The sequence below is a fragment of the Streptomyces sp. NPDC028419 genome (assembly GCF_055565515.1).
This window is the reverse complement of record NZ_JBVHUE010000003.1, coordinates 175232-198568: the sequence shown is the minus strand read 5'-3', so window position 1 is coordinate 198568 and position 23337 is coordinate 175232. Positions and strand designations below refer to the sequence as shown.

The following is a 23337-nucleotide window of genomic DNA, read 5'->3' as shown; positions in this document are numbered from 1 at the left end:
TGCTCGTGTACCGCAGGGACGGTCCTCACGGGCCGTCGGTCGCAGGGGGCACGAACGTGGCCGGGGCGAAGTTGCGGTGTCGCTCCCGGTAGGCGCGGCCGAGATGGTGTTGCAGCCGGAGGTGGCGGAACTGGTACACGGCGCCGGCCTGGCGCAGGACGCCCCGGCGGTAGGCGTCGTCCAGGAACGCGGCGGGGTTCCACGGGAGCCGCCCGGTCAGGGGGAGCCAGCCGCGAGCGAGCACGAGCCACTGCCCCCAGGCGGTGAAGGCCAGCACGTAGGAGGCGGCGCCGCCCACGCCCCCGACCGCGCCGATGAACAGGCTGTCGCGAACGCTCCAGTTGAGCGGGCCCATCACGTTCCGGAGCAGATCGACGATCAGATGGCCACCGAGGGCGATGGCGAGGGTGAAGGCCGGTGCGAGGACGAGGAACTGCCGGCAGGTCGTCGAGCGGTTCGAGGACAACAGGCCGATGGGCGTCGCCGCCGCGGTGACGTCCACGGGTGCTTCGAAGACGGCCGTCAGCCCGAAGGCGAGGCCGGCCGACGAACCGAAGACCAGGGCGAGGACCACCGTGTTGATCAGGGTGCCTCCCACGACGTCCGGGTCGGTGAGCGGCGTCCCCGCGACCAGCGCGCGCTGAACGGTGAGGGCGCAGGCGCATCCGACGCCCATGACGGTGCCGCCGATCAGGCCGTGGGCGAAGCGGGAGGCGAAGGTGCGCAGGGGGCCGCGGCCGAGGCGCGGCCGCGCGGCGCGCAGGGTCAGCCGGACCCGGGACGGTTCGAAGGCCGCCCTGCCACCCGACCGGTCCGCCATCGCGTAGACGGCTCCGAAACCGATGCCCGCGGCGGGCCCCATGAGACCGCCCTGGAGCAGCAGTTCGCCGACGGAGAGCGAGGTGAGCAGTAGGCCGACCAGCCAGTCGGTCACGGTGATGCTCAGCGCCGTGGCCAGGACGAAGGCCACCGTCCGCGTCGTGCGCGAGAGGGAGTCGCCGAGCTGCCACCAGGCGAGGTCCTGCCGCTCGCGGTCGAGCCGGACCAGGTGGTGGGCGAGGTGGCCGAGCCAGCCCGCCGCGCGCTCGGGGTCGGCGTACGCCGTACGGGGCAGCTCGCCGGCCGCGTCGCGCTCCGGCGCGCGGCGCCGGTAGACCGTGGGCACGAAACCCGCCAGCAGGTGCTCGTCCAGGCTCTTCACCGAGGGGAAGCGGGTGGCGTCCAGCAGCTCGGTGGGATCCCGATCGGGCTTCTCGCTGTACAGGGTGCGGGCGAGGATGACCATGAGCGGAGTGGTCAGGACCTCGGCGAGACGGACGTCCGGCGGATCCCGGCGGGTGCGCAGCGCGGTCAGTACGGCGTCCCACGGCGAGCCCGTCGCCCCGGTGGCGGGGCGGGTGGTGCGGGGCAGGTAGTCGGCGAGGTCGTCGAGGGTGAGGTCGGTGAGCTCGATGCCCGCGGCCCATACGAGCGGCGCGTTCGCCGCGCGGACGGCCTCGGCGTACTCGTCGCGCCGACTGGTGAGGACGAGCGGCGCGGCGGTCGCGTTGAGCGCGTCCAAGGCGTCCCGGCGCAGCCCTTCGGCTATCTCGTCGAAGCCGTCGAGGACCGGGAGGACGAGGTCGGCGTCGACCAGCGCCGCGGCCAGGGTCGCCCCTCCGTAGCCGCGGCGGGCCAAGTGGGGGTGGTCGCGCAGCAGCCGCCCGATCATCCAGTCCCGCAGCGCGGTGGTCGACGGGTCCCAGGAACCGATGCTGAAGACGACCGGGACGCGCGGCCGCGGGGCGGTGGTGCCCGGCAGGTCCAGCAGCTCCAGCAGGTCCAGGACGAGCCTGATCGTCAGGACGGACTTGCCGGAGCCGGCCCGACCGAGGACCACCAGCCGGCCGGAGGGGATCGTGCGGTAGACCTCCGCCGTGCCGCGCAGGTCCCCGTCCAGGTCCATCGCGCGCGGGGTCCCGCCCGGGCCGAGGCGTTGGACGTTCGCCGCGCTGTCGACCAGAACGGCCGGCGCCGCCTTCCAGCGGACGGGCAGGGGGAAGGGATCGTGGACGCCGCGTTGCGCCTCCTCGTGGCGCCAGCGGCGCCGGACCTCCCTCGCCAACTCCCGCGCGGCGTCCCCGAGCGCGTCGTGCACGGCCGGCCCGCCGGGCCGGGCGGCTGCGGCCGCGGTCACGGGCGCGGGCACGGAGAGGGAGGCGGGCGCGGGCGCGGATCGGGCCGCCGCTCCGCCTCCCGCACCGGCGGCGGGCGGGACGGGCGGACCCGCCAGTGCGGTCGCCAGGCGCAGCCGGTCGGCCTCTCCCAGGCCGAGCGCGTCGGCGAGCAGGTTCACCGTGCCCACCCGGTGGTTCGTGGACCGGCCGCTCTCCAGCCGGCGGATGGTGCGCACGCTGACCCCGGACCGTTCGGCCACCTGCTCCTGCGTCAGGTCCGCCGCGTCCCGCAGTCCGCGCAACAGCGCGCCGAGCTCCTCTGTCATCCCGCATCCCCCAAGACCCGCCCGTACGAACGGCCGTGAGCCTACCCGTGGCCGCCGGTCACCGATGGCCGGGTGCGTGTCCTGTACGGCGTGACGCGACCGAGGTCAGCATCGGTGTCGGCGCCCCACACCGACGGCAGCCGAGGAGGCGACGTGGCCCAGCGCTACTGGTGCGCGGAGTGCGGCTTCAAGACCCCCTGGCTCGACGAGGCGGAGGCTCCGGGGCGGCAGATCGAGCACTACGCCCGCAAGCACCCGGGCACCGCTCCGGGCGGTCAGGTCGAGACCCGCGGACGACGGCGGACGACCGGACGCCGTGCGCGACGACCCGCGGGACGACATGTACCACTACACGACAGGAGAGTTCCGGACATGGACAACGAGGTCTCGACACGACCGGGGTCGGCCACCGGCGCCGGCGTCATGGGCATCGCCTTCGGCCTCGCCGCGGTGTGCGGCGCGGTGTACGTGCTGCTGCTCCTCGGGGAGGGGAACGGCTTCGGGCTGTTCGGTCTGCCCGTCCTCGCCTTCGGCGTGGGCACGCTGCGGGCCGGCGCCAAGGTGCTGGCCGGGGTGTCCTACTCGGGAGACCGGCTCAGCCGGTTGGCCCTGATGCCCGCGTCCCTGTCCGGGATCGCCATCGGCGCCATGGTCGCGTCGGCGGACTGGGGCGACGACTCCTCCTTCCACCAACTGGCCGGATTCATCATCACCTTCCTCCTCTCGGCCCTCGTCGTCATCCTGTGCGAGCAGTCCGCGACGAAGCGCTACCTCGGCGAGGGCTGATCCGGCCGCCCCCGTTAGGGTGACGTGATCATCCCCGTACGGAAGGGCCCGCGGCTCACAGTGACCGAATCACGTCCCCACACACTGTTCTCCTTCGGCACGCTGAAGGACGAGCGGGTCCAGACCACCCTCTTCGGCCACGCCGTACCCACCTCCGCGGCATCGCTGGCGGGGCACACGACCCGGCCGCTGGCGATCACGGACGAATCCGTCATCGCGGCCAGCGGCCTCGCCGTGCACCTGACACTGGCGCGGGCGATCGGGGCCGTGGTCGAGGGCGTCGTCATGCGCCTGACCGACGCCGAACTGGCGGCGGCCGACGCCTACGAGGTCGACGACTACGCCCGTCGCCGGGTGCTCCTGTCCTGCGGGGAGAGCGCCTGGGCCTACCTGGACGCGAAGCCGTTGCGCGCGGCGGAGCGCATCGTGATCGTGGGCGACAGCATCGCCTACGGGCGCTGCGACCCGCGGGGCGGCTGGGCGGCCCGCCTGGCGGGCGCGCACATCGCGGGCGACGAGGCCGCGCACCGGGTCTTCAACCTCGCGGTTCCGGGCAGCACCCTGGCCGACGTCAGTGAGCAGACGCCCGCGCTCCTGGCGGCCCGCCGGCCCGACACCCTGGTCGTCGCCGCCGGAATCAACGACTGCGCCCTGCCGCTCGACGCGCCGCAGGGCCGCGCGCCGCAGCACGGGGATCCCCTGACGCGGATCGGGGAGCACCTCGACTCGCTGGCCGCCACGGCCCTCCAGCGCGGCGCGCGCCTCGTCGTCGCCGGGCCGACCTGGCTCGATGAGGAACGTACCGGCGACTACGAGGGGTTGCGCTTCACCGAGGAGCGGGCGCGGGCGCTGCGCGCGACGGTGCGGGAGTGGTGCGGGGAACACCACGTCGACCACCTCGACCTGTGGGAGCCGCTGCGCGGGAGGGGCGAGCTGCTCGTCGACGGACTGCACCCCGACGCCGAGGGCCACCGGCTCCTGCACCGGCACCTCGACGCCATGAGCCGCTGAGGCAACGGCCGTTGGGCCGCTGACCTGCGCTTCCGGCGTACGGCCGCGGCGGTACCGGGGGGCCTCTGGTCCGCGAAATCGGCACGGGTCACACTCTTCCCATGAGCAGTCACGAGCCCGGCGGCCCCACCCCACCCCCTTACGGGCCCGATCCGGCGAACCCGTACGCCCAGGCCCAGCCCCCGCCCGGGCCGGGCCAGTTCGGTGGCCCGCCGCCGCCCGCGCCCGGCACCGGGCGCCGCGGTCCGTTCGCGCGCACCGTCGGGGCCCGCAGGCCCGTCGCGCTGGTCGCGGCGCTGGTGGCGGGCCTGTTGGTGATCGGCGGGGCGGTGTACGCGGTGGCCGGCAGAGGCCACGGCTCCACCCCCGGACCCGTCGCCGACGAAGCCACGTCGAAGGCCCCGACGGGCACCCCCACGGTGGACAAGGGGGACGGCAAGGGCCCGGGCGGCGGCCCGGAGCCCTACGACCCCAACGCCGGCATCCAGCCCGGCGAGGGGAGGGTCTGGCTGCGCTCGAACCAGACGCAGCTGGCGGGCTCGGGAGCCGAGCAGTTCGGCCCCTGGCGGGTCGGCGACGTCGTGGTCAAGGCCATGTACAAGGAGATCACCGGATACGCCGCGGGTGACGGCAAGGACGTGTGGAAGATCGCGCTGGAGACTCCGCTGTGCGGGGTGCCGCCGGCTCCGACGGCGGCCGGAAAGCTGGTCGTCGCCGTCCTGGAGACCAATGAGGCGAAGGCGAAGTGCACGCACCTCCAGCAGGTCGACCTGGTCACCGGCAAGCCCGGCTGGAAGGTGGCGGTGCCGCAGGAGAACGGCTTCGACACCTCCTCCAGCGTCGAGATGGCGATCAGCGGTGACACCGTCGCGGTCGCCCGGTCGGCCGTCGCGAGCGGATTCTCGGTCACCGACGGCAGGAAGCTCTTCGGCACGCCGAAGACGGGCTGTTCCCCTTCCGGGTTCGCCGGGGGCGCTCGGCTGATCCGGCTGCGCAACTGCTTCGACCCGAAGCCCGCCGCCGTGATCGAGGACGTCGACCCCGCGACGGGCGAGGCCAAGTGGAGCCACACCTACGAGCAGGGCTGGACGATCGGCCGCGTCCTGTCCGTGGACCCGCTGGTCGTCGCCGCCCACAACTCCGCCAAGAAGGCCTGGAACATCACGGCGTTCACCGCGGACGGCAAGGTCCGCTCGCAGAGCGAATCGAAGTTCGGGGTGAGCGGCCGCTGCAACGGCTTCGGGCACGCCGACGGACTCCAGGACTGCCCGGGCGCCGTGGTCGACGCCGACACGCTCTACGTCGCCGGGGGCAAGGTCGGCCCCTATCTCGGCCTCGACGAGACGACCGAGGTCATCGCCGTCGACCTGGCCACCGGCCAGGAGAAGTGGCACGCGGCCGCCCCGGACAAGGGACGCTCCATGTGGCCGCTGGCCGTCGAGGGCGGCAAGGTCATCGTGTACATCGCGGCCGGCGGCGGGCGTTCGGGCGCGATGGCGACGCTCGAACCGGGCGGTGGTGCCCCGCAGGTGTTCCTCCAGAGCCCGGCGGCCGCGCGCGGCCCCGAATCCGTCTTCTACTCGCACGGGGTGCACCCGGCCTGGCTGGGCGGGCGGCTCTTCCTGCTCAACGGCCGGGTACAAGGCCCCGAGCCCGAGAAGGTGGACCACTCGATCCTCTCGTTCGGCAAGTAGCCCTGCGGAGCCCGGGCCCGAGCCCGTGAACACCGGTGCGAGCGGCTCCGGTTGTGTGCCGGGTCACGGGCGGGCGACGGGCGGGCCGCGGTGCCGGACCCGCTGTGGCCGGTGCACCCCGGCGCGCCTATCGTTACCCGGCATGTGGCCAGGACAGCAGACACCCGGGGGCGAGCAGGGCCCGCCCGAGGAGTTCCACAACCCGTACCGGCAGCCGCCGGGCGCGCCGCTCCCCCCGGGCCCGGCCGCGCCGCCCGCCGCGCCCCCCTCGGGCTACCCGATGGGGGGCCCGTACGGCATGCCGCAGGCGCAGGGGCAGCAGCCGTACCAACCGCCGTACCAACCGTCGCGCCCCGCCAAGCGCTCCAGGACCGTCGTCATCGCCGTCTGCGCGGCGGCCGCCGTGGTGGTGGCCGCGGCCACCGTCACCGGTGTGGTCCTGCTGCGGGACGACACCGGCGGGGGCGACGACCGGGCGATCGACGGCAAGGACGTCTCCCCGTCCGGGCCGTCGCCCGCCGCTCCGTCCGGCTCCGGCTCCGCCTCCGGATCGGCGGCGCCGTCGTCCTCGGCCACGCCGGCGAACACCGTGCCGCCGACGATCAAGGGCTGGAAGTCGGTCGTCAACCCCGAACACGGCACGGCCTTCGACGTCCCGGCCGACTGGGAGGTCGCGCCGCCCACCGTCTTCAGCGGGTACGCGGACGACGCGGACGAGGAGAAGATCCTCATCGGGCACACGGCGCCCGCCTTCTACAAGTCGAAGTGGTGCAGCATCGACGGGGACGGCGACGGTCGGACCGACAACTACAAGCTGGCCGCCACCGGAACCAAGGGCGCCGCCGGCGCGAAGGACACCCGTGAGGTCGCGGAGAAGATGGCCCCGGTCTGGGTCTACGCCGCCTACACGCAGCCGGACAAGAACGCGGTCAAAACCGACCAACCAGTGGAATACACCACCAAGTCGGGGGTCAAGGGAACCTACCTCACCTCGCACTCCGAGGGCGCCAAGAAGAGCAACAAGTGTTCGGGCGACGGCCGGTCGATCGTCTTCGGCTTCAAGAACGCCAAGGGCGACTTCGTCGCCTGGGACTTCTACGGGCGGACCGGCGTCCCGGGCGCGGTCGGCGACGAGCTGGTCATGCGCATCCTGAGCACGGTCCGGCTGACGGCGGTGACCCCCACGGATCCGCCCGCGACTCCATGACCCGAACGCCTGTCGGTATCGGCGGGCTCCTCCCGGCGGTGCCGGGAGGGTCGGTATCCAGCCGTATCCGGGAGGCCGGGCGGGGCGGTCGGAGGTGAGCTGTCAGCACTGCGGCGTGCGGGAGCACTCAGGAGGCGCCCGTTTATGGCCACGCGCCCCCACGCGCCCCCGGAGGTGACGTTCCGGCAGGCCGGTCCCGGGGCAGCCGCAAGGTGCTGAATGGTCCTTGCCGCACCCGCTCGCGTCGTCCCTGGAGAGTTCCGCATGACGAAGGTCCTCGTACTGCACAGCGTCAGCCTCGTCGGATCGGCATTGGCCGCCCTGTTGAGATCCGAAGGACAGTTCGACGTCACGTCGGTGGGGTGGAGGACGGCGGCGCGCCGGGCGCGGACCTTACGACCAGACGTGGCGGTCGTCGACGTGGACTGTCCGGGTGCCACGGCCGTCCTCGCCGGCGAGGGGCACACCGATCACCAACTGTTGGACCCGCCGACCCCGCTGCTCGTCCTGGCCACGGCCGGGACGCCTGGCTCGCTCGGCCGGGCCTTCCAGGCGAAGGCCCGCGGATACGTCGACAAGGACGGCTCGCCCGGCCAGCTCGTCCGGGCCGTGCGCAAGGTGGCCGCGGGCGAGCGGTTCATCGACGCCTCGCTCGCCTCGGCCTTCCTGGAGGCCGACCCGGTGCCGCTCAGCCCGCGCGAGCTGAGCGTCCTGGCCCGCGCCGCGGAAGGCGACTCGATCGCCGAGATCGCCCGGGCCCTGCACCTGGCCAGCGGCACCGTCCGCAACTACATGGCCGCCGTGACCCGAAAGACCGGCGCGCGCAACCGCATAGACGCGATACGCATCTCCCGCAGCGCCGGTTGGGTGTAGCGGGCCGTCGGACCGGGCGGCTCAGCGCGTCGAGGTGACCGCGCCGCCCGCGCTCCACATCCCCACGAGGTCCCGGTAGAGGGCCGAGCGCGCCGGTAGTTCCGCATGCGTCCCGCACACCGCCCGGGTCCCGTCCAGGACCAGCACCCGGTCGGCGCGCGCGGCCGAGGAGATCCGGTGGGCCACCACCACCAGCGTGCCGGGCCGAGCCGCGAGGGCCCGCTCGGCACGCTCCTCGGTCTCCGCGTCGAGATGGCACGTGGCCTCGTCCAGCAGGAGCAGCGGGGCGGGGGAGAGGTACGCGGCGGCGAGCGCCAGCAACTGCCGCTCCCCCTGGGAGAGGCGGGCCGTGTCGAGGGTGGCGTCCGGGCCGCCGAGCCGCCCGAGGAGCGGCGCCAGGCCCAGCGCGTCCACCACGGCCCCCACCCGCTCCGCGGGCACCTCCGCCGGGCGCGGGCACAAGTGGGTCAGGTTCTCGCGCACGGTGCCGGTGAACACGTAGGCCTGTTGGGGCAGGAGCGTGCGCCGCGGGTCCGGGCCGTGCGTCGGCCCCGGTGGCCGGGCGGGCGCACCGGCGACCAGGACCGTGCCCGCGCCGGGCGGCAGCAGCCCCGCCAACAGGGCGGTGAGCGTGGACTTCCCGATCCCGCTGGGCCCCACGACCGCGAGGTGCTCGCCGGGCCGGACCGTCAGGTCGAGCCCGTCCAGCACGGGGTGCGCGCGGGGCCCGTAGGCGAAGCCGACGCCGCGCAGTTCCGCGGCGGCAACCGGCCGGCGCGGGTCCTCCGAGGCCGCCCGGGTCCGCGGGGTCGCGCCGCCGTGCCCGGCCCCGGGCTCCGCCACGGTGTCGGGGCTCCCGGGGGGCGGGGCGGAGGGTTCCGGGCCGCAGAAGCGGTCCAGCACCACCAGCAACCGGGTCCCCGCGGAACCGAGCGCGGCCATCAGGGTGTCGAGCGCGGGCAGCAGCGACTGCGTCAGGTACGTCAGCGCGCCGGCCAGCGCGCCCGCCGTGAGCCCACCGCCGAGCAGCCAGGGCGTGGCCGCGAGCAGGGCGAGGACCGGCGCCCGGCCGGCCACCCCGAGGGCCAGCGTCCGCACGGCGCCCCAGAGCGCGAGCCGCCCGGTGAGCCGTTCCTGCGCCGCGACCAGCGGCTCCACGCCGGCGGCCGCGGCCCCGCCGCCCCCGCACGCCACGATGTCGCGCAGCCCGGCCGCCACCTCGCCCACCCGCGCGGCGAGCGCCTCGTCCGTGTCCAGGGACTCCCGCTGCACGGCCGCCATGGGGCGCAGCGTGGCCAGGAAGACGGCCAGGCCCAGGAGCAGCGGGGGCACCACGACGACGAGCAGTACGGGCGCCAGCGCGGCCATGCCGAGCAGCGCGCCGACGGCGGTGAAGAGGAACGAACGGGCCGTCAGGACCAGTCCGGCGAAGGAGTCCCGGGCCATCTCGCTCTGTTGGGTCAGCCGGGACACCGCGCCCGTGCCGGCGGCGCGCGCGGGATCCGCGACCGCGGCGCCCAGCGCGTGCCGCACGGCCCGGCGGACGAGCCCGTCCCGCAGGGGCTCGACGAGCTCCGCGAGGGCGAGGAACACCCCGCGCAGGGCGACGCCGCCGAGGAGCGCGCCGACCCCGGCCGCCGTCAGCCACAGGACACCCGTGTCGACCCGGCCGGCCAGGAACCCGTCGTCCAGGGCGCGGGCCACGCCGTACCCGCCGAGGAAGGTGTGGACCGATTCCAGCAGTGACCAGAGCGCCAGCGCGCCCAGGGGCCGGAGCCGGCCCCGCAGGAACCGCCGCCCCTCCCCGCCGACCCGCCGCCAGGGCCCGGCACCGGCACCCTCACCGGCCGCGGTCTTCGGTACGGGCCGGGGGAGCGCCGGCCCGGACGCGGGGGCCGGGCGGGCCGTCGTACGGTCCGACGCCGCCGCCCCGGCCACCGTCGCGTCGCCGGCCGCCGTGTTGTCCGCCGTGTCCGCGACCGCCGGGGCCGCCCCAGCCGGCGGATCGGCAGTCGGCTGATCGGGGTCCGGCGGCGCGGCGAAGACCGCGCGGTAGTCCGGGTCCTGCCACAGGGTCGCGTGCGGGCCGGTGGCCCGGACCCGGCCGCCCTCCAGCCAGACGACCCGGTCGGCGCGGGCCGCCGCGGAGATGCGATGGGCCACGACGAGCCGGGTGCCCGGGCGCACCCGCTCCGCCAGGGACCGTTCGACCTCGCGCGCGGTGAGCGTGTCCAGGCTGGAGGTGGCGTCGTCGAGCACGAGCAGGCGCCCCGCGCGCAGGAACGCCCGCGCCAGGCCGAGGCGTTGGACCTCGCCGCCGGACATCGGAGCGTCCGCGAGCAGTGTGTCGTACCCGTCGGGCAGGCGCCGTACGAACGCATCGGCCCCGGCCGCCCGCGCCGCGGCCCGCACCCGCGCCCGCCCGGGCGGCGGACCCGAGCCGAAGGCGATCGCCCCGGCGACGCTGCCCCCCGCCAGCGCGGGCCGGTCGAAGGCGTGCCCCACGTCGCGCCGCAACGCCTCGGCGGACAGCTCCTCCAGCGGTACCCCGTCGAGGAGCACCCGACCGGCGTCCGGGTCGGTCAGCCGCCCCGCCACCGCGGCGAGCAGCGTCTTGCCCGATCCGGAGCGCCCCACCACCGCGACCGTCGTACCGCCGGGCACGACGAGATCGACGCCGTCCAGCGCCGCGCGACCCTCCCGCTCCACCCGGACCCCGCGCAGCTCCAGCGTGCCCGGCCCGTCCGGGGGCAACTCCCGCGTACCGTAGGTCATTTCGGGCAGCGCCAGGAGGGTCGCGGTGCGTCGCGCCGCGGCCCGGCCGCGCACCACGGCCGCCAGCCGTCCGGTCACGGCGCCCACCCCGGCCGCGAGCCCGGCGTACCGGACGGCGGCGAGGAGGGCGCCCACGCCCAGCGCGCCCGCCGCGAGCCGCATCCCGCCCACGCCAAGCACCACGTACAGCAGTAGCGGCATCAGCGCCGAGGTACGGGCGGTGGTCCCGCCGTACACCCGCCACATCCGCCGGCCCTCGACGCCCAGGGCGGGCAACTCCCGCAGGACCCGCTCCTGTTCGCGGGGCAGGGTGCCGGCCGCGGCGATGGTGCGGGCGCCGGCGAGGGCCTCGGCCAGCAGCCCCGCCATCGCCAGCTGGACCTGCTGGTAACGGCCCACGCTGGCAGCCGAATCACGGGCGAAGGACCGCAACAGGAGCGCCAGCAGAGGCAGTCCGGCCACGAAGGCGAGGGCGGTCCACACGTCGATGACGAAGAGCGCGATCAGACCGCCCAGCGGCGGCAGCAAGGAGGCGACGGCGCCGGCCGCGGCCGCGGGCGCGGTCCCGGCCTCGGTGGCGTGCGCGGTCAGTCGCGCGGCCACGTCGCCGGGCGGGAGCCGGCCCGCGTGGTGCGGGGCGGTGCCCAGGAGCCGGGTCAGACCGAGGCGGCGCAACCACGCGGTCGAGCGGCCGTTCACCCGGCCGGTCAGCCGCGTCACGGCGGCGTCCAGCAGCACTTCGGCGGCGATGACCACGGCGCACCACGCGGTCCAGGCGGGGGCGCCCGGGGCGCCGCGCAACAACAGGTCGAGGGTGTGGCCGAGGACGGCCGGTTCGGCGAGGGCCGCGCCGGCGGCGCCGAGTGAGCACGCGCCCACGGCCGCGGTGCGCCCCGCGCTGTCACGGGCCGCCGCCACCAGGGCGCGGTCGCCGGCGCGGGCGAGCGCCGCCCCGTCGGACGGATCGGGCGAGGTCATCGGCAAGGCTCCACGGCCTCCACAGGCGGCGCCGGCGCCCACGGGCGGCATCGGCCCCCACGGGATCCGGAAACGGGGTGCGGGCCCGGGCGGTGAACCGCCCGGGCCCGGAGGGACCTATCAGTTACAGGTCGTGATGCTCAGGCTGCTGTCCCCGCAGAGCAGCAGGCTGGCCCGGCTGCCGCCACCGCCGCCGCCGCCGAAGGTGGCCTCCGTGGTCTCTTCCTTGATGGTTTCCATCGACTGCAGGTCGAGAAGCGTCATGTCACAATCCTCTTCTTCGCTGGGTCATCCTGATGGGTCACGGCCCCGTGGTGCGGGACCGGCTCTGGGACCGCCGCGGCGCGCCGCAGCGGTGGGAGGAACGGCAGCTGCGCGCGCCCGCCGGGCGCGGCGCTGCCGAGGGCGAGCAGGGCGCCGGCCGTACCCGTGGACAGGTCCATGGACAGCCGCATCAACTGCTCGCCGGGGAAGGCCAGATGGTCTTGGTAGGGCACCGCGTGCCGGGCCAGGGCGTCGATCTGGCGCGCGACGTCGGCCGCGCGCGTGCCCGGTCCCGGGGTGCTGGTCCGCGCCAGGTACAGGACCATCCCGGCAGCGCCGCGGAACAACCCGGGCTGCGCGTAGAAGGTGGCCTGGGCGGCCCGTACGATCTCCAGCCGGGCCTGCTCGAAGCGCTGCTCGGAGCCGTGCGCCAGCCAGTCGTCCAGCACCATGCCGATGCCCACGCTGCCCTCGCCGAGGTAGGGCATCGTGCGCCACCCCTCGTCCACCTGGAGGGTGCCGAAGGCGCTCGTCACGCACCGGTCGAGATCGTGGTGCAGGGCGGCGCCCGCGCGCAGCAAGTACTCCTGCTCGCCGGTGCGTTCGTACAGGCGCAGGAAGAGGAGGGCCGGGCCGGCGCCGCCGTACAGCAGGCCGGCGCGCCGCGGCGCGGCGCCGTCCCGGCAGAGCAGCTCGGCGCAGCGCAGGGCCGCCGCGTGCAGCTCGCCCTCGCCCGTCGACGTGCCCAGCGCGTCCAGGGCCAGGCCCACGCCCGCGAGCCCGCTGTGCAGGTCGGGGCCGATCTCCTGCCACGGCTGCTCCAACAAAAGCCCGGCGAGGTGCAGCGCCCGCTCCCGGTGGCCGAGGCGGTCCAGGGTCCAGGCCGTGCCCGCGAGGCCGTCGTAGAAGCCGAGCGGCGTCCCGGAGCCGGGCTCCGCGGTCCGGGCCAGCAGCCACTCCTCGGCCTGCGGCCAGGGTTCGGCGCCGGTCTCGGCCAGGGCGTAGAGGACCCCGGCCGCTCCGTAACCGAAGCCCGTGCCACCGCCCTCGGTGCTGAACTGGGCGATGTCCCCGGGGAAGAGGCGGTCCTCCCGGCCGGGCGTGGCCGAGGCGCGCAGGGCCGCGACCATCGAGTCCCGGGCGGCGGGCCAGTTCCCGGGCGCGACGGGGAGGTACGGTCCCGCCGGAGCCGGTATCCGACCCGAGCCGGAGACGGGCCCCGCGGCGTCGTCCCCGTCCGGCCCGGACAGGATCTCCTGGACGGCTTCGTCCAGGAACCGCCGCGGCACGGGGAACTGCTCCGCGGCGATGGACGCGAGGTGCGCCGCCTTCGCCCGGTCCAGCACGAGCAGGCTCGTCAGCGGCAGGAACAGGGCCAGGCGCAGGGCGGCCAGGGCGTAGCGGTCCACCGCGAAACCGCGGCGGCCGGCCGGAGCGACGAACGCGGGATTGGCGACGGTCTGCCGCAGCCCCTCGTCGACGTGGGCGGCCGCCTCGAAGTCCAGCAGGGCGACGGACGGTTCGCCCGCGGCGTCCTCGGTGACCATGATGTTGAAGAGGTGCAGGTCGTTGAAGACCACCCCGCGGGCGTGCACGGCGGCGACCGCCTCGCTCACGCGCTCGTGGATCGTCAGCGCCCACGCGGTGTAGGCGGCGAGTTCGGCCGGCGCGGGGTCGGCCTCGATCAGCGGATGCCTGCGGGCGAAGTAGGTGTTGAGGGGCTTGCCCTCCAAGTACTGCAGGGCGAGGAAGTGGTGGTCGCCGATCGTGAAGGAGTCCAGGACGGACGGGACGCAGTCCAGCCCGGCGAGCCGCTCCAACGCGGCCCGCTCGCGGTGCAGTCGGGTCACCGCGTCCGCGCCGTCGGCGGCGAGGCCCGCGTACGGCCGGGCCTCCTTCAGCACGACGGCCTCACCGGTGCGGGTGTCCCGGGCGGCGTAGACCCCACCGCCGTTGGAGAAGTGCAGGGCCCGCTCCACGGTGTACGGGAGGTCGGCGAGGGTGACCGAGGAGCGCGCGTCGAGGTGCGGCTTCAGGAAGGGGGGGAGCTCGACCCACTCCGGGGGCTGGAACGCCGGCCCACGGGTGTCCGGGACCAGGCGCCCGGCCGGGTCCTCGACCGCCGGGACCAGCTCGCCGCGCTCGTCGTAGCAGTGCCGCAGGGTGAAGCTGCCGTAGCGCAGGTGGACCGGGCCCGCGCCCCAGCGCAGGTCGCTCAGGACGTACGGTCCGGGCTCCCCGGAGAGCAGCCCGTCGAGGTCCTCGGCGATGCGGCGGCACTGGTCCTCGTCGGCGGGATACACCGTGAGGAACTTGCCGCTGGCCGCGCGGTCGGCGTACTTGGCGTTGCGCAGGTGCAGCAGGTAGCGGCTCGGCACGAACTTGAAGGCGATGTGCCGGGCCAGGCAGTAGGAGCGGACCCGCTCCAGGACCGACTCGGCGTTGTCCAGCGTGGCCGACACGTGGATCTTCCAGCCCTGCGAGGGCAGTTCGGATCCGATCGGGCGCAGGGCGTACCAGTCTCCGCTGCGGTGGGAGCGCCACCCCTCGGGTACGGGGGCGAGCGCGGCCGGGTAGTTCTCCTCGGCGCGCCGGTGGGGCGCGTCGTAGAACCAGCGGTCTGCGTCGCAGAAGGCGGCGTACCCCTTGTTCACCCGTACTCCCTCGGTCGGTGGCCGGCTGCATCACCGTGTCACCCGGGCCGGGTGCCGCGACAGTCACGGCTGTCACCGATGCGACGTGCAGTACGCACGCGTCACTTGGCACACCGGCCGCGCGCGAAGCGGCCGACGCCACGGGCCGGCCCCGGTCCGCGGGGTGGAGGGACTACGCCGTGAGCGGTGGGGCCGATCGGGCGGCCCGCTCGATCTTCGCGCGGTACGCGGCGCGGGCCTCCTCGTCGATCCGCGTCTCGTGTTCGGGCCGCATCCCGGTGCGGCCGTCGACGACCTCGCGCAGGATGTCGGCGTGCCCGGCATGCCGGTTGGTCTCGCCGAGGACGTGGACCAGGACGGCGAAGAGGTTCGTGTGGGAGTGGGGCTCCGGCCACCACGGCACGTGGCCGGGGGCGTCGAGGGCGAGCCCGTCGATCGTCGCGTCCGCGTGTTCCCCCGTGCGCCGGTAGAACGCGACGATCTGGTCGCGCGTCTCGTCCTCGGTCGCCCACAGATCGCTGCCGTCGTGGTCCTGCCACCGGGGCAGCGCCTCCGGGGAAGGGCGGTCGAAGACCTCGCCGAAATACCTGGCCTCGACGCTGGCCACGTGTTTGACCAGGCCGAGGAGGTTGGTCCCGGTCGCGGTCAAAGGTCGGCGGGCGTCGTATTCGGACAGGCCGTCGAGCTTCCAGAGCAGCGCCGTGCGGTCCCGCCGCAGTCTCGTGTGCAGGGTGTCCTTCGCGAATTCGTCGATCATGTGGCACGAGCTTGCCATGCCGGGGGCGGGGCGGTGCGGGGCGGGTCATAGGCTGTCGCTCCGGCGGATCCGGATCCCCGCCCCGCCACCCCGCCTGCCGAAAGGACCACGTGATGAGCGACAAGGCCCGCAAGCTCTTCGACGCCCTCGATCTGAACAGCGACGGCGTCCTCACCCGCGTCGAGGTGATATCCGCCCTGCGGACGAAGGGCCCGACCCTCGCCGCCGCCGGGGTGCTGCCCTTCTGGGGCGTGAGCGACGTGGACGGCTCCTCCGCCCTCTTCGACCGGGCCAACCTGGACGGCGACGACGTGCTGACCTACGAGGAGTTCGAGCGCGAGGCCGACCGCCGCTTCGGCTGGTAGCCGGACCGGACGGCCGACCCCGGCGGGTCAGCCGAGCCAGGGCCGCCAGACGTCCTCGTGGCGCTCCACCCACTTCTGCGCCGCCTGCCGCGGCGACAGCTTCTCCTCGGCGATCATCAGGGCCACCTCGTTCTGGTCCGCGACGCCCCAGTGGAACCTCTTCAGGAAGTCGGCCGCCCGCCCGCCCTCGTCCGCGAAGCGGGCGTTGAGGTACTTGCGCAGCGGCGTGTGCGGGTAGGCGCAGGCCACCTTCTCGGCGTCCGCGTCGCAGCCCTGCGCGTACGCGGGCAGCTCGACCTCGGTCATGGGGACCCGGTCGAAGAGCCACTGGGGTTGGTACCAGTACGTCAGGAAGGGCTTGCGCTCCTTCGCGAACTGCTTGATCTGGGTGATCTGGGCCGCCTCGGAGCCCGCGAAGACCACCTCCAGGTCGAGACCGAGGTTCCGCACCAGCGCCTTGTCGTTCGTCACGTACGAGGGGGAGCCGTCCAGCAGTTGGCCCTTGCCCCGGCTCTCGGCCGTCCGGAACTGATCGGCGTACTTGTCGAGGTTCTTCCAGTCGGTGACGTCCGGGTGCTCCTCGGCGAAGTACGTCGGCACGAACCAGCCGATGTGGCCGGTGACCCCGAGGCCGCCGCCGTCGACGACGGTCTTCTTCCGCTCCACGTAGCGCGCCTGCTGTTCGGGGTGGCCCCAGTCCTCCAGGATCGCGTCGACCCGGCCCTGGCTGAGGGCGTCCCAGGCGGGCACCTCGTCCACCTGGACGGTGTCCACGCGGTAGCCGAGTTCGTGCTCCAACAGGTACCCCGCCACGGCGGTGTTGGCCTGCGCGCCGACCCAGGACTGGACCGACAGCGTGACGGTCTTCGCGCCGCGGGCGGCGGCGTACGGGGAGGTCTGGCGGGTCATGTCGGCCGCTCCGCAGCCCGTGAGCACGGCCAGGGCGGTCGCGGCGGCGAGCGCGACCGCGCTCCTGCGGCGGATCTTCGTCGGCTCAGGCATTCCCGGCCTCCTTCGTGGACGCGGGCTGGGTGAGGCGGTCGAGCAGGATGCCGAGGCAGACGATCGCCGCGCCCGCCACGAGCCCGGTGGCCAGGTCGCCCTGGGCGAGGCCGAGGACCACGTCGTAGCCGAGGGCGCCGCCGCCGACCAGCCCGCCGATGATCACGACGGCCAGGACCAGGACCACGGCCTGGTTGACGGCCAGCAGCAGGGCGGGCCGCGCGAGCGGGAGTTGGACCTGGCGCAGCTGCTGGGCGCCGGTGGCGCCGAGGGAGCGCGCCGACTCCATTACGGAGGGGTCCACCTCGCGCAGGCCCTGCGTGGTGATGCGGACGACGGCGGGCAGCGCGTAGACGACGGCCGCGGCCGCCGCGGGCGCCCGGCCGACCCCGAACAGGGCGACGACCGGGATGAGGTACACGAACTGCGGCATCGTCTGGCAGACGTCCAGCACGGGCCGCAGCAGCCGCTCGGCGCGGGCACTGCGGGCGGCGCCGATGGCGACCGCGAAGCCGAGCACGAGCGTCACCGCGACGGCGGCGAGCACCTGCGAGAGGGTGTCCAGCGCCGGGTCCCACACGCCGAGCACCCCGATGGCGGCCAGGGCCAGCACGGCGCCCAGGGCGCTGCGCCAGGTGCCGACCAGCAGGCCGACGGCGCCCACCGCCAGCAGCAGCAGCCACCAGGGGGTCGACTGGAGCCCGCTGCGCAGGGGGTCGAGGAGCAGCCCGGTGAAGCCGGCGGCCCAGTCGGCGGTGCCGCCGACGACGGGGACCCCCGAGTAGAGGTGGTCGGTCATCCAGGCGACGGCCCGGTTGACCGGATCCGCGAGCGAGATCGTCCAGGAGGCGGGCCACTGCGCGGCGCCCAGCATCCGACCCGCCACCGCCACGGCGACGGCCGCGAGCACGCACAACAGCCCCCCGTACCAACCGGCGAACACCCGGCGCAGGAAGGGGAGTTCGGCGGCCGGCCGGGCCGTGCCCAGCCGGGAGCCCGCCGCGGCGGCCGTGCGGTCCAGTACGACGGCGAGCAGCACGATCGGGATGCCCGCGGCCAGGGCCGCGCCGACGTCGACGGAGGCCAGGGCCTGGTAGACCCGGTCGCCGAGGCCGCCCGCGCCGATCACCGAGGCGATGACGGCCATGGACAGGCCCGTCATGACGGCCTGGTTGACGCCCAGCAGGATCTGCCCCCGGGCCAGCGGGAGCCGGGCGGTCAGCAGCCGCTGCCGCCCCGTGGCGCCGAGCGAGGCGGCGGCCTCCAGGACCCCCGCGTCGGCCCCGCGCAGCCCGAGCGCGGTGAGGCGGGCCATGGGCGGGGCGGCGTACACCACGGTGGCGAGCACGGCGGCGGGCACCCCGATGCCGAAGACGAGCACCATCGGCAGCAGGTAGGCGAAGGCCGGCAGGACCTGCATGGTGTCCAGGACGGGCCGCAGGGCGCGCTCCGTGCGGGGCGAGAGCCCGGCGGCGAGGCCGAGCAGAGCGCCGACGACGACGGCCGCGCCGACCGCCACGGCCATCAGGGCCAGCGTCTGCATCGTCGGCACCCACATGCCCAGCAGGCCGCACGCCGCGAACGCGGCCATCGAGGTCAGCGCGAGCCGGACCCCCGCGAGCCGCCAGGCGACCAGCCCGGCCAGCGCGGTCACCCCGGGCCATCCGGCGGCGAGCAGCACCACGTAGACGGCGCGCACGGAGACCACGACGGCGTTGCTGACGTGCCCGAAGAAGTAGAGGAACAGCGGGTGGCTGTCGCGGTGGTCGATGATCCACTCGCCGACTCGCCCCAGCGGCGCCGACAGGTCGACGGCCAGGGAACCGGGCCAGCTGCCGCCGCCCGGGTACAGCACGCCGAGGGTGCCCAGGACGGCCGCGGCGACGGCGAGGGGCAGGACCTTGCGGCCGACGCGGAAGCGGGCGGTGGAGCCGGCGCCGCGCCCGCCCGCACCGGCGGCCGGAGCCGCGGCGGAGCGGGCGCCGGGGTCGGTGCGGGCCCCCCGGGGGCGCGGATCGCGGGAGTCCGCGCGCGGCCCCTCGCGCAGGGGTGTGGACGGGGCGGTCATCGGCGCCACCCCCGCGTTCCGGCCGGGAGCGGTACGGCGCGGCCGCGGGGGCGCGCGGCGGTGGGGTGTCTCATGCCGCCACCTCCCCGGTCGCCGGGCCGGGTAGCCCGGCGACGACGGCGAGCAGGGCGGCGTCGTCGACGACCCCCAGGCAGCGGCCCCCGTCGACGACCCTGGCGGGGCCGCCGCTGCGGACCACCGCCTCGATGGCCAGGGCGATGGTGGTGGCGGGGGCGAGGGACACGCCCCGCTCGGCCTCCTCCGCCGTGGCGGGGCGCATGGCGCTGCGCACGGTGAGCACCTGCTCGCGCGGCACGTCGCGGACGAAGTCCCGCACGTAGTCGTCGGCGGGGGAGCCGACGATCTCCTCCGGGGTGCCCAGCTGCACGATCCGCCCGTCGCGCATCAGGGCGATCCGGTCACCGAGGCGCAGCGCCTCGGACAGGTCGTGGGTGATGAAGACCATGGTGCGGCCCTCGTCGTGGTGCAGGCGGCCCACCTCCTCCTGCATCTCGCGGCGGATCAGCGGGTCGAGCGCGCTGAACGGCTCGTCGAACAGCAGGACTTCGGGATCGGCGGCCAGTGCGCGGGCGAGGCCGACGCGTTGTTGCTGACCTCCGGAGAGCTCGTCGGGGCGGCGCTCCTCCAGACCTTCGAGGCCCACCTTGACGGTCATCTCGGCGGCCTTGGAGCGCCGTTCGGCGCGGCCCACCCCCTGGATCTCCAGCCCGTAGGCGATGTTGTCCAACACGGTGCGGTGCGGCAGCAGGCCGAAGTGCTGGAAGACCATGGCGGCGCGGTGGCGGCGCAGGTCCCGCAGCCGGGCCCGGTCCATCGCGAGGACGTCCTCGCCGTCGATCGACAGGGAGCCCGCGGTGGGCTCGATCAGTCGGGTCAGGCAGCGCACGAGCGTGGACTTGCCGGAACCGGACAGGCCCATGACGACGAAGGACTCGCCCTTGTGGACGTCGAAGGTGACGTCCCGGACGGCCGCGGTGCAGCCGGTGCGCTCGCGCAACCGGGACGCGGACAGCTCGGCGTGCTCCGAGCCGGGCACCCGGGCGGCCGCCGCCCGGGGACCGAACACCTTCCAGAGGTCCTGCACGGCGAAGACGGGCGCGTCGGCGTTCATCGCGCACCCCCCACCAGCAGTTCGGCCGCCTTCTCGCCGACCATCAGCACGCCGATCATCGGGTTGACCGCCGGCATCGTCGGGAACACGGAGGCGTCGGCGATCCGGATGCCGTCCAGCCCCCGCACCCTCAGGTCCGGCCCCACCACGGCCCCGGGATCGTCCGCGGCCCCCATCCGGCAGGTGCCCGCCGGGTGGTAGACGGTGTGCGCGACGGAACGGGCGTACGCGCTCAGCTCCTCGTCGCCGGTGACCTGCGGACCGGGACACACCTCGCGCGTGAGCCAGCCCGCCAGGGGCTCCGCCGCCGCGATCTCGCGGGCGATCTTGATGCCGTCGACGAGGGTGCGGGCGTCGTAGTCCTCCTCGTCCGTGAAGTACCTGAAGTCGAGGGCCGGTTTGACCTCCGGGTCCGCGCTGGTGAGGTACAGCCGGCCGCGGCTGCGCGGCTTGGGGATGTTCGGGGTCAACGACACGCCGTGCGCCGGGCGTTCGTAGCCGATCCGCTCCGGGTTGTCGGTGAAGGGGATCTGGTAGAAGTGGAACATCAGGTCCGGACCCGGGGACGCGGGGTCGCGGCGCACGAACAGTCCGGCGTCGCTGTCCATCGCGGAGTTCTCCGGTATCGGGCCGTCCGTCTCCCACACGATCACCGACTCGGGGTGGTCGAGGAGGTTCTCGCCGACACCGGGCAGGTCGTGCACGGGCGGGATGCCGAGCGCCGTCAGCTGCTCGCGCGGGCCGATCCCGGAGTGCAGCAGAAGTCTCGGCGTGTCGACCGCGCCCGCGCACACGACCACCTCGCGGCGGGCGAGGAGCAGCGACTCGGCGCCGTCCGCGGACCGTACGCGCACCCCGCGCGCCCGCGTCCCCTCCAGCTCCAGCCGGTGCGCCCAGGTCTCCAGCAGCAGGGTGAGGTGGGGCCGCTCGGCCATGACCGGGTGCAGGTAGGCCACCGACGCGGAGGAACGCTTGTTGTTCTCCGGGTGGTAGGCGAGGTCGAAGAAGCCGACGCCCTCGTGGAAGGGTTTGGCGTTGAACCCCTCGATCCGGGGCACGCCCAGCGCCTGCTCGGCCGCCGCCACGAAGTCGTGTGCGATGGCGTTGCGGTCGGCCTCGCCGACGGGGACGATGTTGTTCAGCAGCCTGTCGAAGTAGGGTTCCATGGCGGCGGCGTGCCAGCCCTCGGCCCCCGCGTCCGACCATTCGTCCCAGTCCGACGGAAGCGGCTTGAAGGCGATCAGCGTGTTGTGCGAGGAGCACCCGCCGAGCACGCGGGCCCGGCTGTGCCGGATGTGCGAATTGCCGCGCGGCTGCTCGGTGGTGGGGTAGTCGTAGTCGAGTTCGCCGCCGAGCAGCCCCATCCAGCGCCGCAGGGTGAGCACGTCGGGGCGGTCGACGTCGCTCGGCCCGCCCTCGATCACGGCGACCGTGACGTCGGGGTCCTCGGTCAGCCGGGAGGCGATCACCGAGCCGGCGGTGCCGCCGCCGACGATGACGTAGTCGAACTCCCGGGTGCTGACCGGGGAGGGCTGTGCGGGGGCCGCGGTGGTCGCGGCGGTCGCGGTGGTTTCGGGGGTGCTCCCCGGGTGTGTGTGCGCCGTCATGCGGAGGTCTCCTCTCCGCCCGCGAACCAGCGGACGGGACGGGGGGCGAGGTTCTGGTAGACGTGCTTGGTCTCGCGGTACTCGGCCAGGCCCGAGGGCCCGAGCTCGCGCCCGATCCCGGACTTGCCGAAGCCGCCCCACTCGGCCTGCGGCAGGTAGGGGTGGAAGTCGTTGATCCAGACCGTGCCGTGGCGCAGCCGGCCCGCCACGCGGCGGGCGCGACCCTGGTCGGACGTCCACACCGCGCCCGCCAGTCCGAACTCGGTGTCGTTGGCGAGGGTCACCGCCTCGTCCTCGGTCAGGAAGGTCTCCACCGTCAGCACCGGTCCGAAGACCTCCTCGCGCACGACGCGCATCCGGCGGTCGCAGCGGTCCAGGACGGTCGGACGGTAGAAGTAGCCCGGGCCCTCGGGGCGTTCGCCGCCCGCGCGCAGTACGGCGCCCGCGGCGAGCGCGGAGGCGACGTACGACTCGGTGCGCTCGCGCTGGGCGGCGGACACCAGCGGGCCGCACTCGACGCCCGGGTCGGTGCCCCGGCCGAGCCGGATCCGCTCGGCGCGGCGGGAGAGTTCGGCCACGAACCGGTCGCGCACCGACGCCTCGACGATCAGCCGGGAACCGGCCGAACACACCTGGCCGCTGTGCATGAAGGCGGCGTTGAGGGCCTGGTCGACGGCCGTGTCGAAGCCGGCCGGCGTCGCGCACGCGTCGGCGAAGACGACGTTGGGGTTCTTGCCGCCCAGTTCGAGGGCGAGCTTCTTCACCGTGTCGGCCGCCGCGTGCGCGACCTTGGTGCCGCTGCCGAGACCACCGGTGAAGGAGACGAGGTCGACGTCGGGGTGGGCGGCGAGCCGGGCACCGACGGGGTCGCCGGCGCCGGTCACCAGATTGGCGACGCCGGCCGGCAGCCCGGCCTCCACCAGCAGCTCGATCAGGACGACCGTGCTCAGCGGGGTCAGCTCGCTCGGCTTGATCACGAAGGTGTTGCCCGCGGCGAGCGCCGGGGCCACCTTCCAGCTCGCCTGGAGCAGCGGGTAGTTCCAGGGGGTGATCAGGGCGCACACGCCCACCGGCTCGTGCACGACCACGCTGTGGATCTCCGACGATCCGGCGTCCACGACCCGCCCGCCGCCCTCGCCGAGGACGAGATCGGCGAAGTACCGGAAGGCATCGCTGACGCAGTCCACGTCCGTGCGGCCCTCCGCGAGGGTCTTGCCCGCGTCCAGGCTCTCCAGCAGCGCGATCCGCTCCCGCTCGCGCTGGAGCAGGTCGGCCGTGCGCCTGAGCAGCGCCGCGCGCTCGGCCACCGGGGTCCGCGGCCACGGGCCGCGGTCGAAGGCGGCGCGCGCCGCGCCGACGGCGTCGTCCGCGTCCGCGGCGGTGCCCTCGGCGACCACCGCGAGGACACTGCCGTCGGCGGGATCGAGGACCTCCCGCGTGGCGCCGGTCGAGGACGACCGCCACCTTCCGGCGGTGTGGATGCTCTGCTGTTCGGACACGACGCGCTGTACCTCCGGATGTCGCACCGCGGCTCGTCCGCGATGTCGGTACGGTGCGGCTCGCGTGCCCCGGCTTTCGTCACTCATGTCCCTCACATCACGGGAAGTGACTGGTGTCACGTTGCAGGTGATGGGTCCGGGGGTGTCGGGAAGGGCTTCTCCCGCCACTGGGAAATACGGATG

16 protein-coding genes are annotated in these 23337 nt (G+C 74.7%); 6 read left to right on the top strand and 10 right to left on the bottom strand.

The features are described from left to right. Positions 1-25: 25 nt before the first annotated feature. Positions 26-2482: a helix-turn-helix domain-containing protein gene (locus ACZ4UB_RS05270; protein WP_468068362.1), complete on the bottom strand. Its 2457-nt coding sequence runs from the start codon at positions 2480-2482 to the stop codon at positions 26-28. A gap of 372 nt (positions 2483-2854) precedes the next feature. Here ACZ4UB_RS05270 and ACZ4UB_RS05265 point away from each other — a divergent pair, with 372 nt between their 5' ends. The 5 genes from ACZ4UB_RS05265 to ACZ4UB_RS05245 all read left to right on the top strand — a co-directional run bounded on the left by ACZ4UB_RS05265 (position 2855) and on the right by ACZ4UB_RS05245 (position 8053). Continuing rightward, entirely contained in the window at positions 2855-3268 is a 414-nt protein-coding gene (locus ACZ4UB_RS05265; RefSeq protein WP_468068360.1) for a hypothetical protein, read from the top strand. A gap of 60 nt (positions 3269-3328) precedes the next feature. Then, positions 3329-4279: a GDSL-type esterase/lipase family protein gene (locus tag ACZ4UB_RS05260; RefSeq protein ID WP_468068359.1), complete on the top strand. Its 951-nt coding sequence runs from the start codon at positions 3329-3331 to the stop codon at positions 4277-4279. A 101-nt stretch (positions 4280-4380) separates the two neighbouring features. Then, entirely contained in the window at positions 4381-5973 is a 1593-nt protein-coding gene (locus ACZ4UB_RS05255; protein WP_468068358.1) for an outer membrane protein assembly factor BamB family protein, read from the top strand. A gap of 142 nt (positions 5974-6115) precedes the next feature. After that, a complete protein-coding gene (locus ACZ4UB_RS05250; protein WP_468068357.1) occupies positions 6116-7180 on the top strand; it encodes a DUF8017 domain-containing protein in 1065 nt (354 codons plus the stop codon). A 264-nt stretch (positions 7181-7444) separates the two neighbouring features. Further along, positions 7445-8053 carry a response regulator transcription factor gene (locus ACZ4UB_RS05245; protein ID WP_468068356.1) on the top strand — a complete coding sequence of 203 codons (609 nt, stop codon included), beginning with the start codon at positions 7445-7447 and terminating at the stop codon, positions 8051-8053. 21 nt (positions 8054-8074) lie between these two features. Here ACZ4UB_RS05245 and ACZ4UB_RS05240 read toward each other — a convergent pair whose 3' ends face one another. The 4 genes from ACZ4UB_RS05240 to ACZ4UB_RS05225 form a co-directional block, all read right to left on the bottom strand. Next, complete coding sequence (locus ACZ4UB_RS05240) at positions 8075-11806, bottom strand: ATP-binding cassette domain-containing protein (protein WP_468068355.1); 3732 nt, start codon at positions 11804-11806, stop codon at positions 8075-8077. 120 nt (positions 11807-11926) lie between these two features. After that, the gene (locus ACZ4UB_RS05235; protein WP_467961304.1) at positions 11927-12070 is read right to left on the bottom strand and encodes a SapB/AmfS family lanthipeptide; all 144 of its coding nucleotides are present in this window, start codon (positions 12068-12070) and stop codon (positions 11927-11929) included. Then, complete coding sequence (gene lanKC, locus ACZ4UB_RS05230; RefSeq protein ID WP_468068354.1) at positions 12067-14724, bottom strand: class III lanthionine synthetase LanKC; 2658 nt, start codon at positions 14722-14724, stop codon at positions 12067-12069. The genes ACZ4UB_RS05235 and lanKC overlap by 4 nt, the downstream gene beginning before the upstream one ends. A gap of 172 nt (positions 14725-14896) precedes the next feature. Beyond that, positions 14897-15481 (bottom strand): DinB family protein, encoded by a 585-nt coding sequence (locus ACZ4UB_RS05225; RefSeq protein WP_468068353.1) that lies wholly within the window; start codon positions 15479-15481, stop codon positions 14897-14899. A 113-nt stretch (positions 15482-15594) separates the two neighbouring features. Between ACZ4UB_RS05225 and ACZ4UB_RS05220 the strand changes: the two genes are divergently transcribed. Next, a complete protein-coding gene (locus ACZ4UB_RS05220; RefSeq protein ID WP_354381084.1) occupies positions 15595-15846 on the top strand; it encodes an EF-hand domain-containing protein in 252 nt (83 codons plus the stop codon). Between the two features lie 27 nt (positions 15847-15873). On the opposite strand, the gene ACZ4UB_RS05215 is transcribed toward ACZ4UB_RS05220, so the two are convergent. The 5 genes from ACZ4UB_RS05215 to ACZ4UB_RS05195 form a co-directional block, all read right to left on the bottom strand. Beyond that, positions 15874-16848 carry an ABC transporter substrate-binding protein gene (locus ACZ4UB_RS05215; RefSeq protein ID WP_468068352.1) on the bottom strand — a complete coding sequence of 325 codons (975 nt, stop codon included), beginning with the start codon at positions 16846-16848 and terminating at the stop codon, positions 15874-15876. Beyond that, positions 16841-18916 carry an ABC transporter permease gene (locus ACZ4UB_RS05210; protein ID WP_468068351.1) on the bottom strand — a complete coding sequence of 692 codons (2076 nt, stop codon included), beginning with the start codon at positions 18914-18916 and terminating at the stop codon, positions 16841-16843. Before ACZ4UB_RS05210 ends, ACZ4UB_RS05215 begins: the two co-directional genes overlap by 8 nt. A 70-nt stretch (positions 18917-18986) precedes the next feature. Beyond that, positions 18987-20048 carry a quaternary amine ABC transporter ATP-binding protein gene (locus ACZ4UB_RS05205; RefSeq protein WP_468068350.1) on the bottom strand — a complete coding sequence of 354 codons (1062 nt, stop codon included), beginning with the start codon at positions 20046-20048 and terminating at the stop codon, positions 18987-18989. Next, entirely contained in the window at positions 20045-21655 is a 1611-nt protein-coding gene (locus ACZ4UB_RS05200) for a GMC family oxidoreductase (RefSeq protein ID WP_468068348.1), read from the bottom strand. The genes ACZ4UB_RS05205 and ACZ4UB_RS05200 overlap by 4 nt, the downstream gene beginning before the upstream one ends. Next, a complete protein-coding gene (locus tag ACZ4UB_RS05195; RefSeq protein WP_468068347.1) occupies positions 21652-23154 on the bottom strand; it encodes an aldehyde dehydrogenase family protein in 1503 nt (500 codons plus the stop codon). The genes ACZ4UB_RS05200 and ACZ4UB_RS05195 overlap by 4 nt, the downstream gene beginning before the upstream one ends. Positions 23155-23337: the final 183 nt, after the last annotated feature.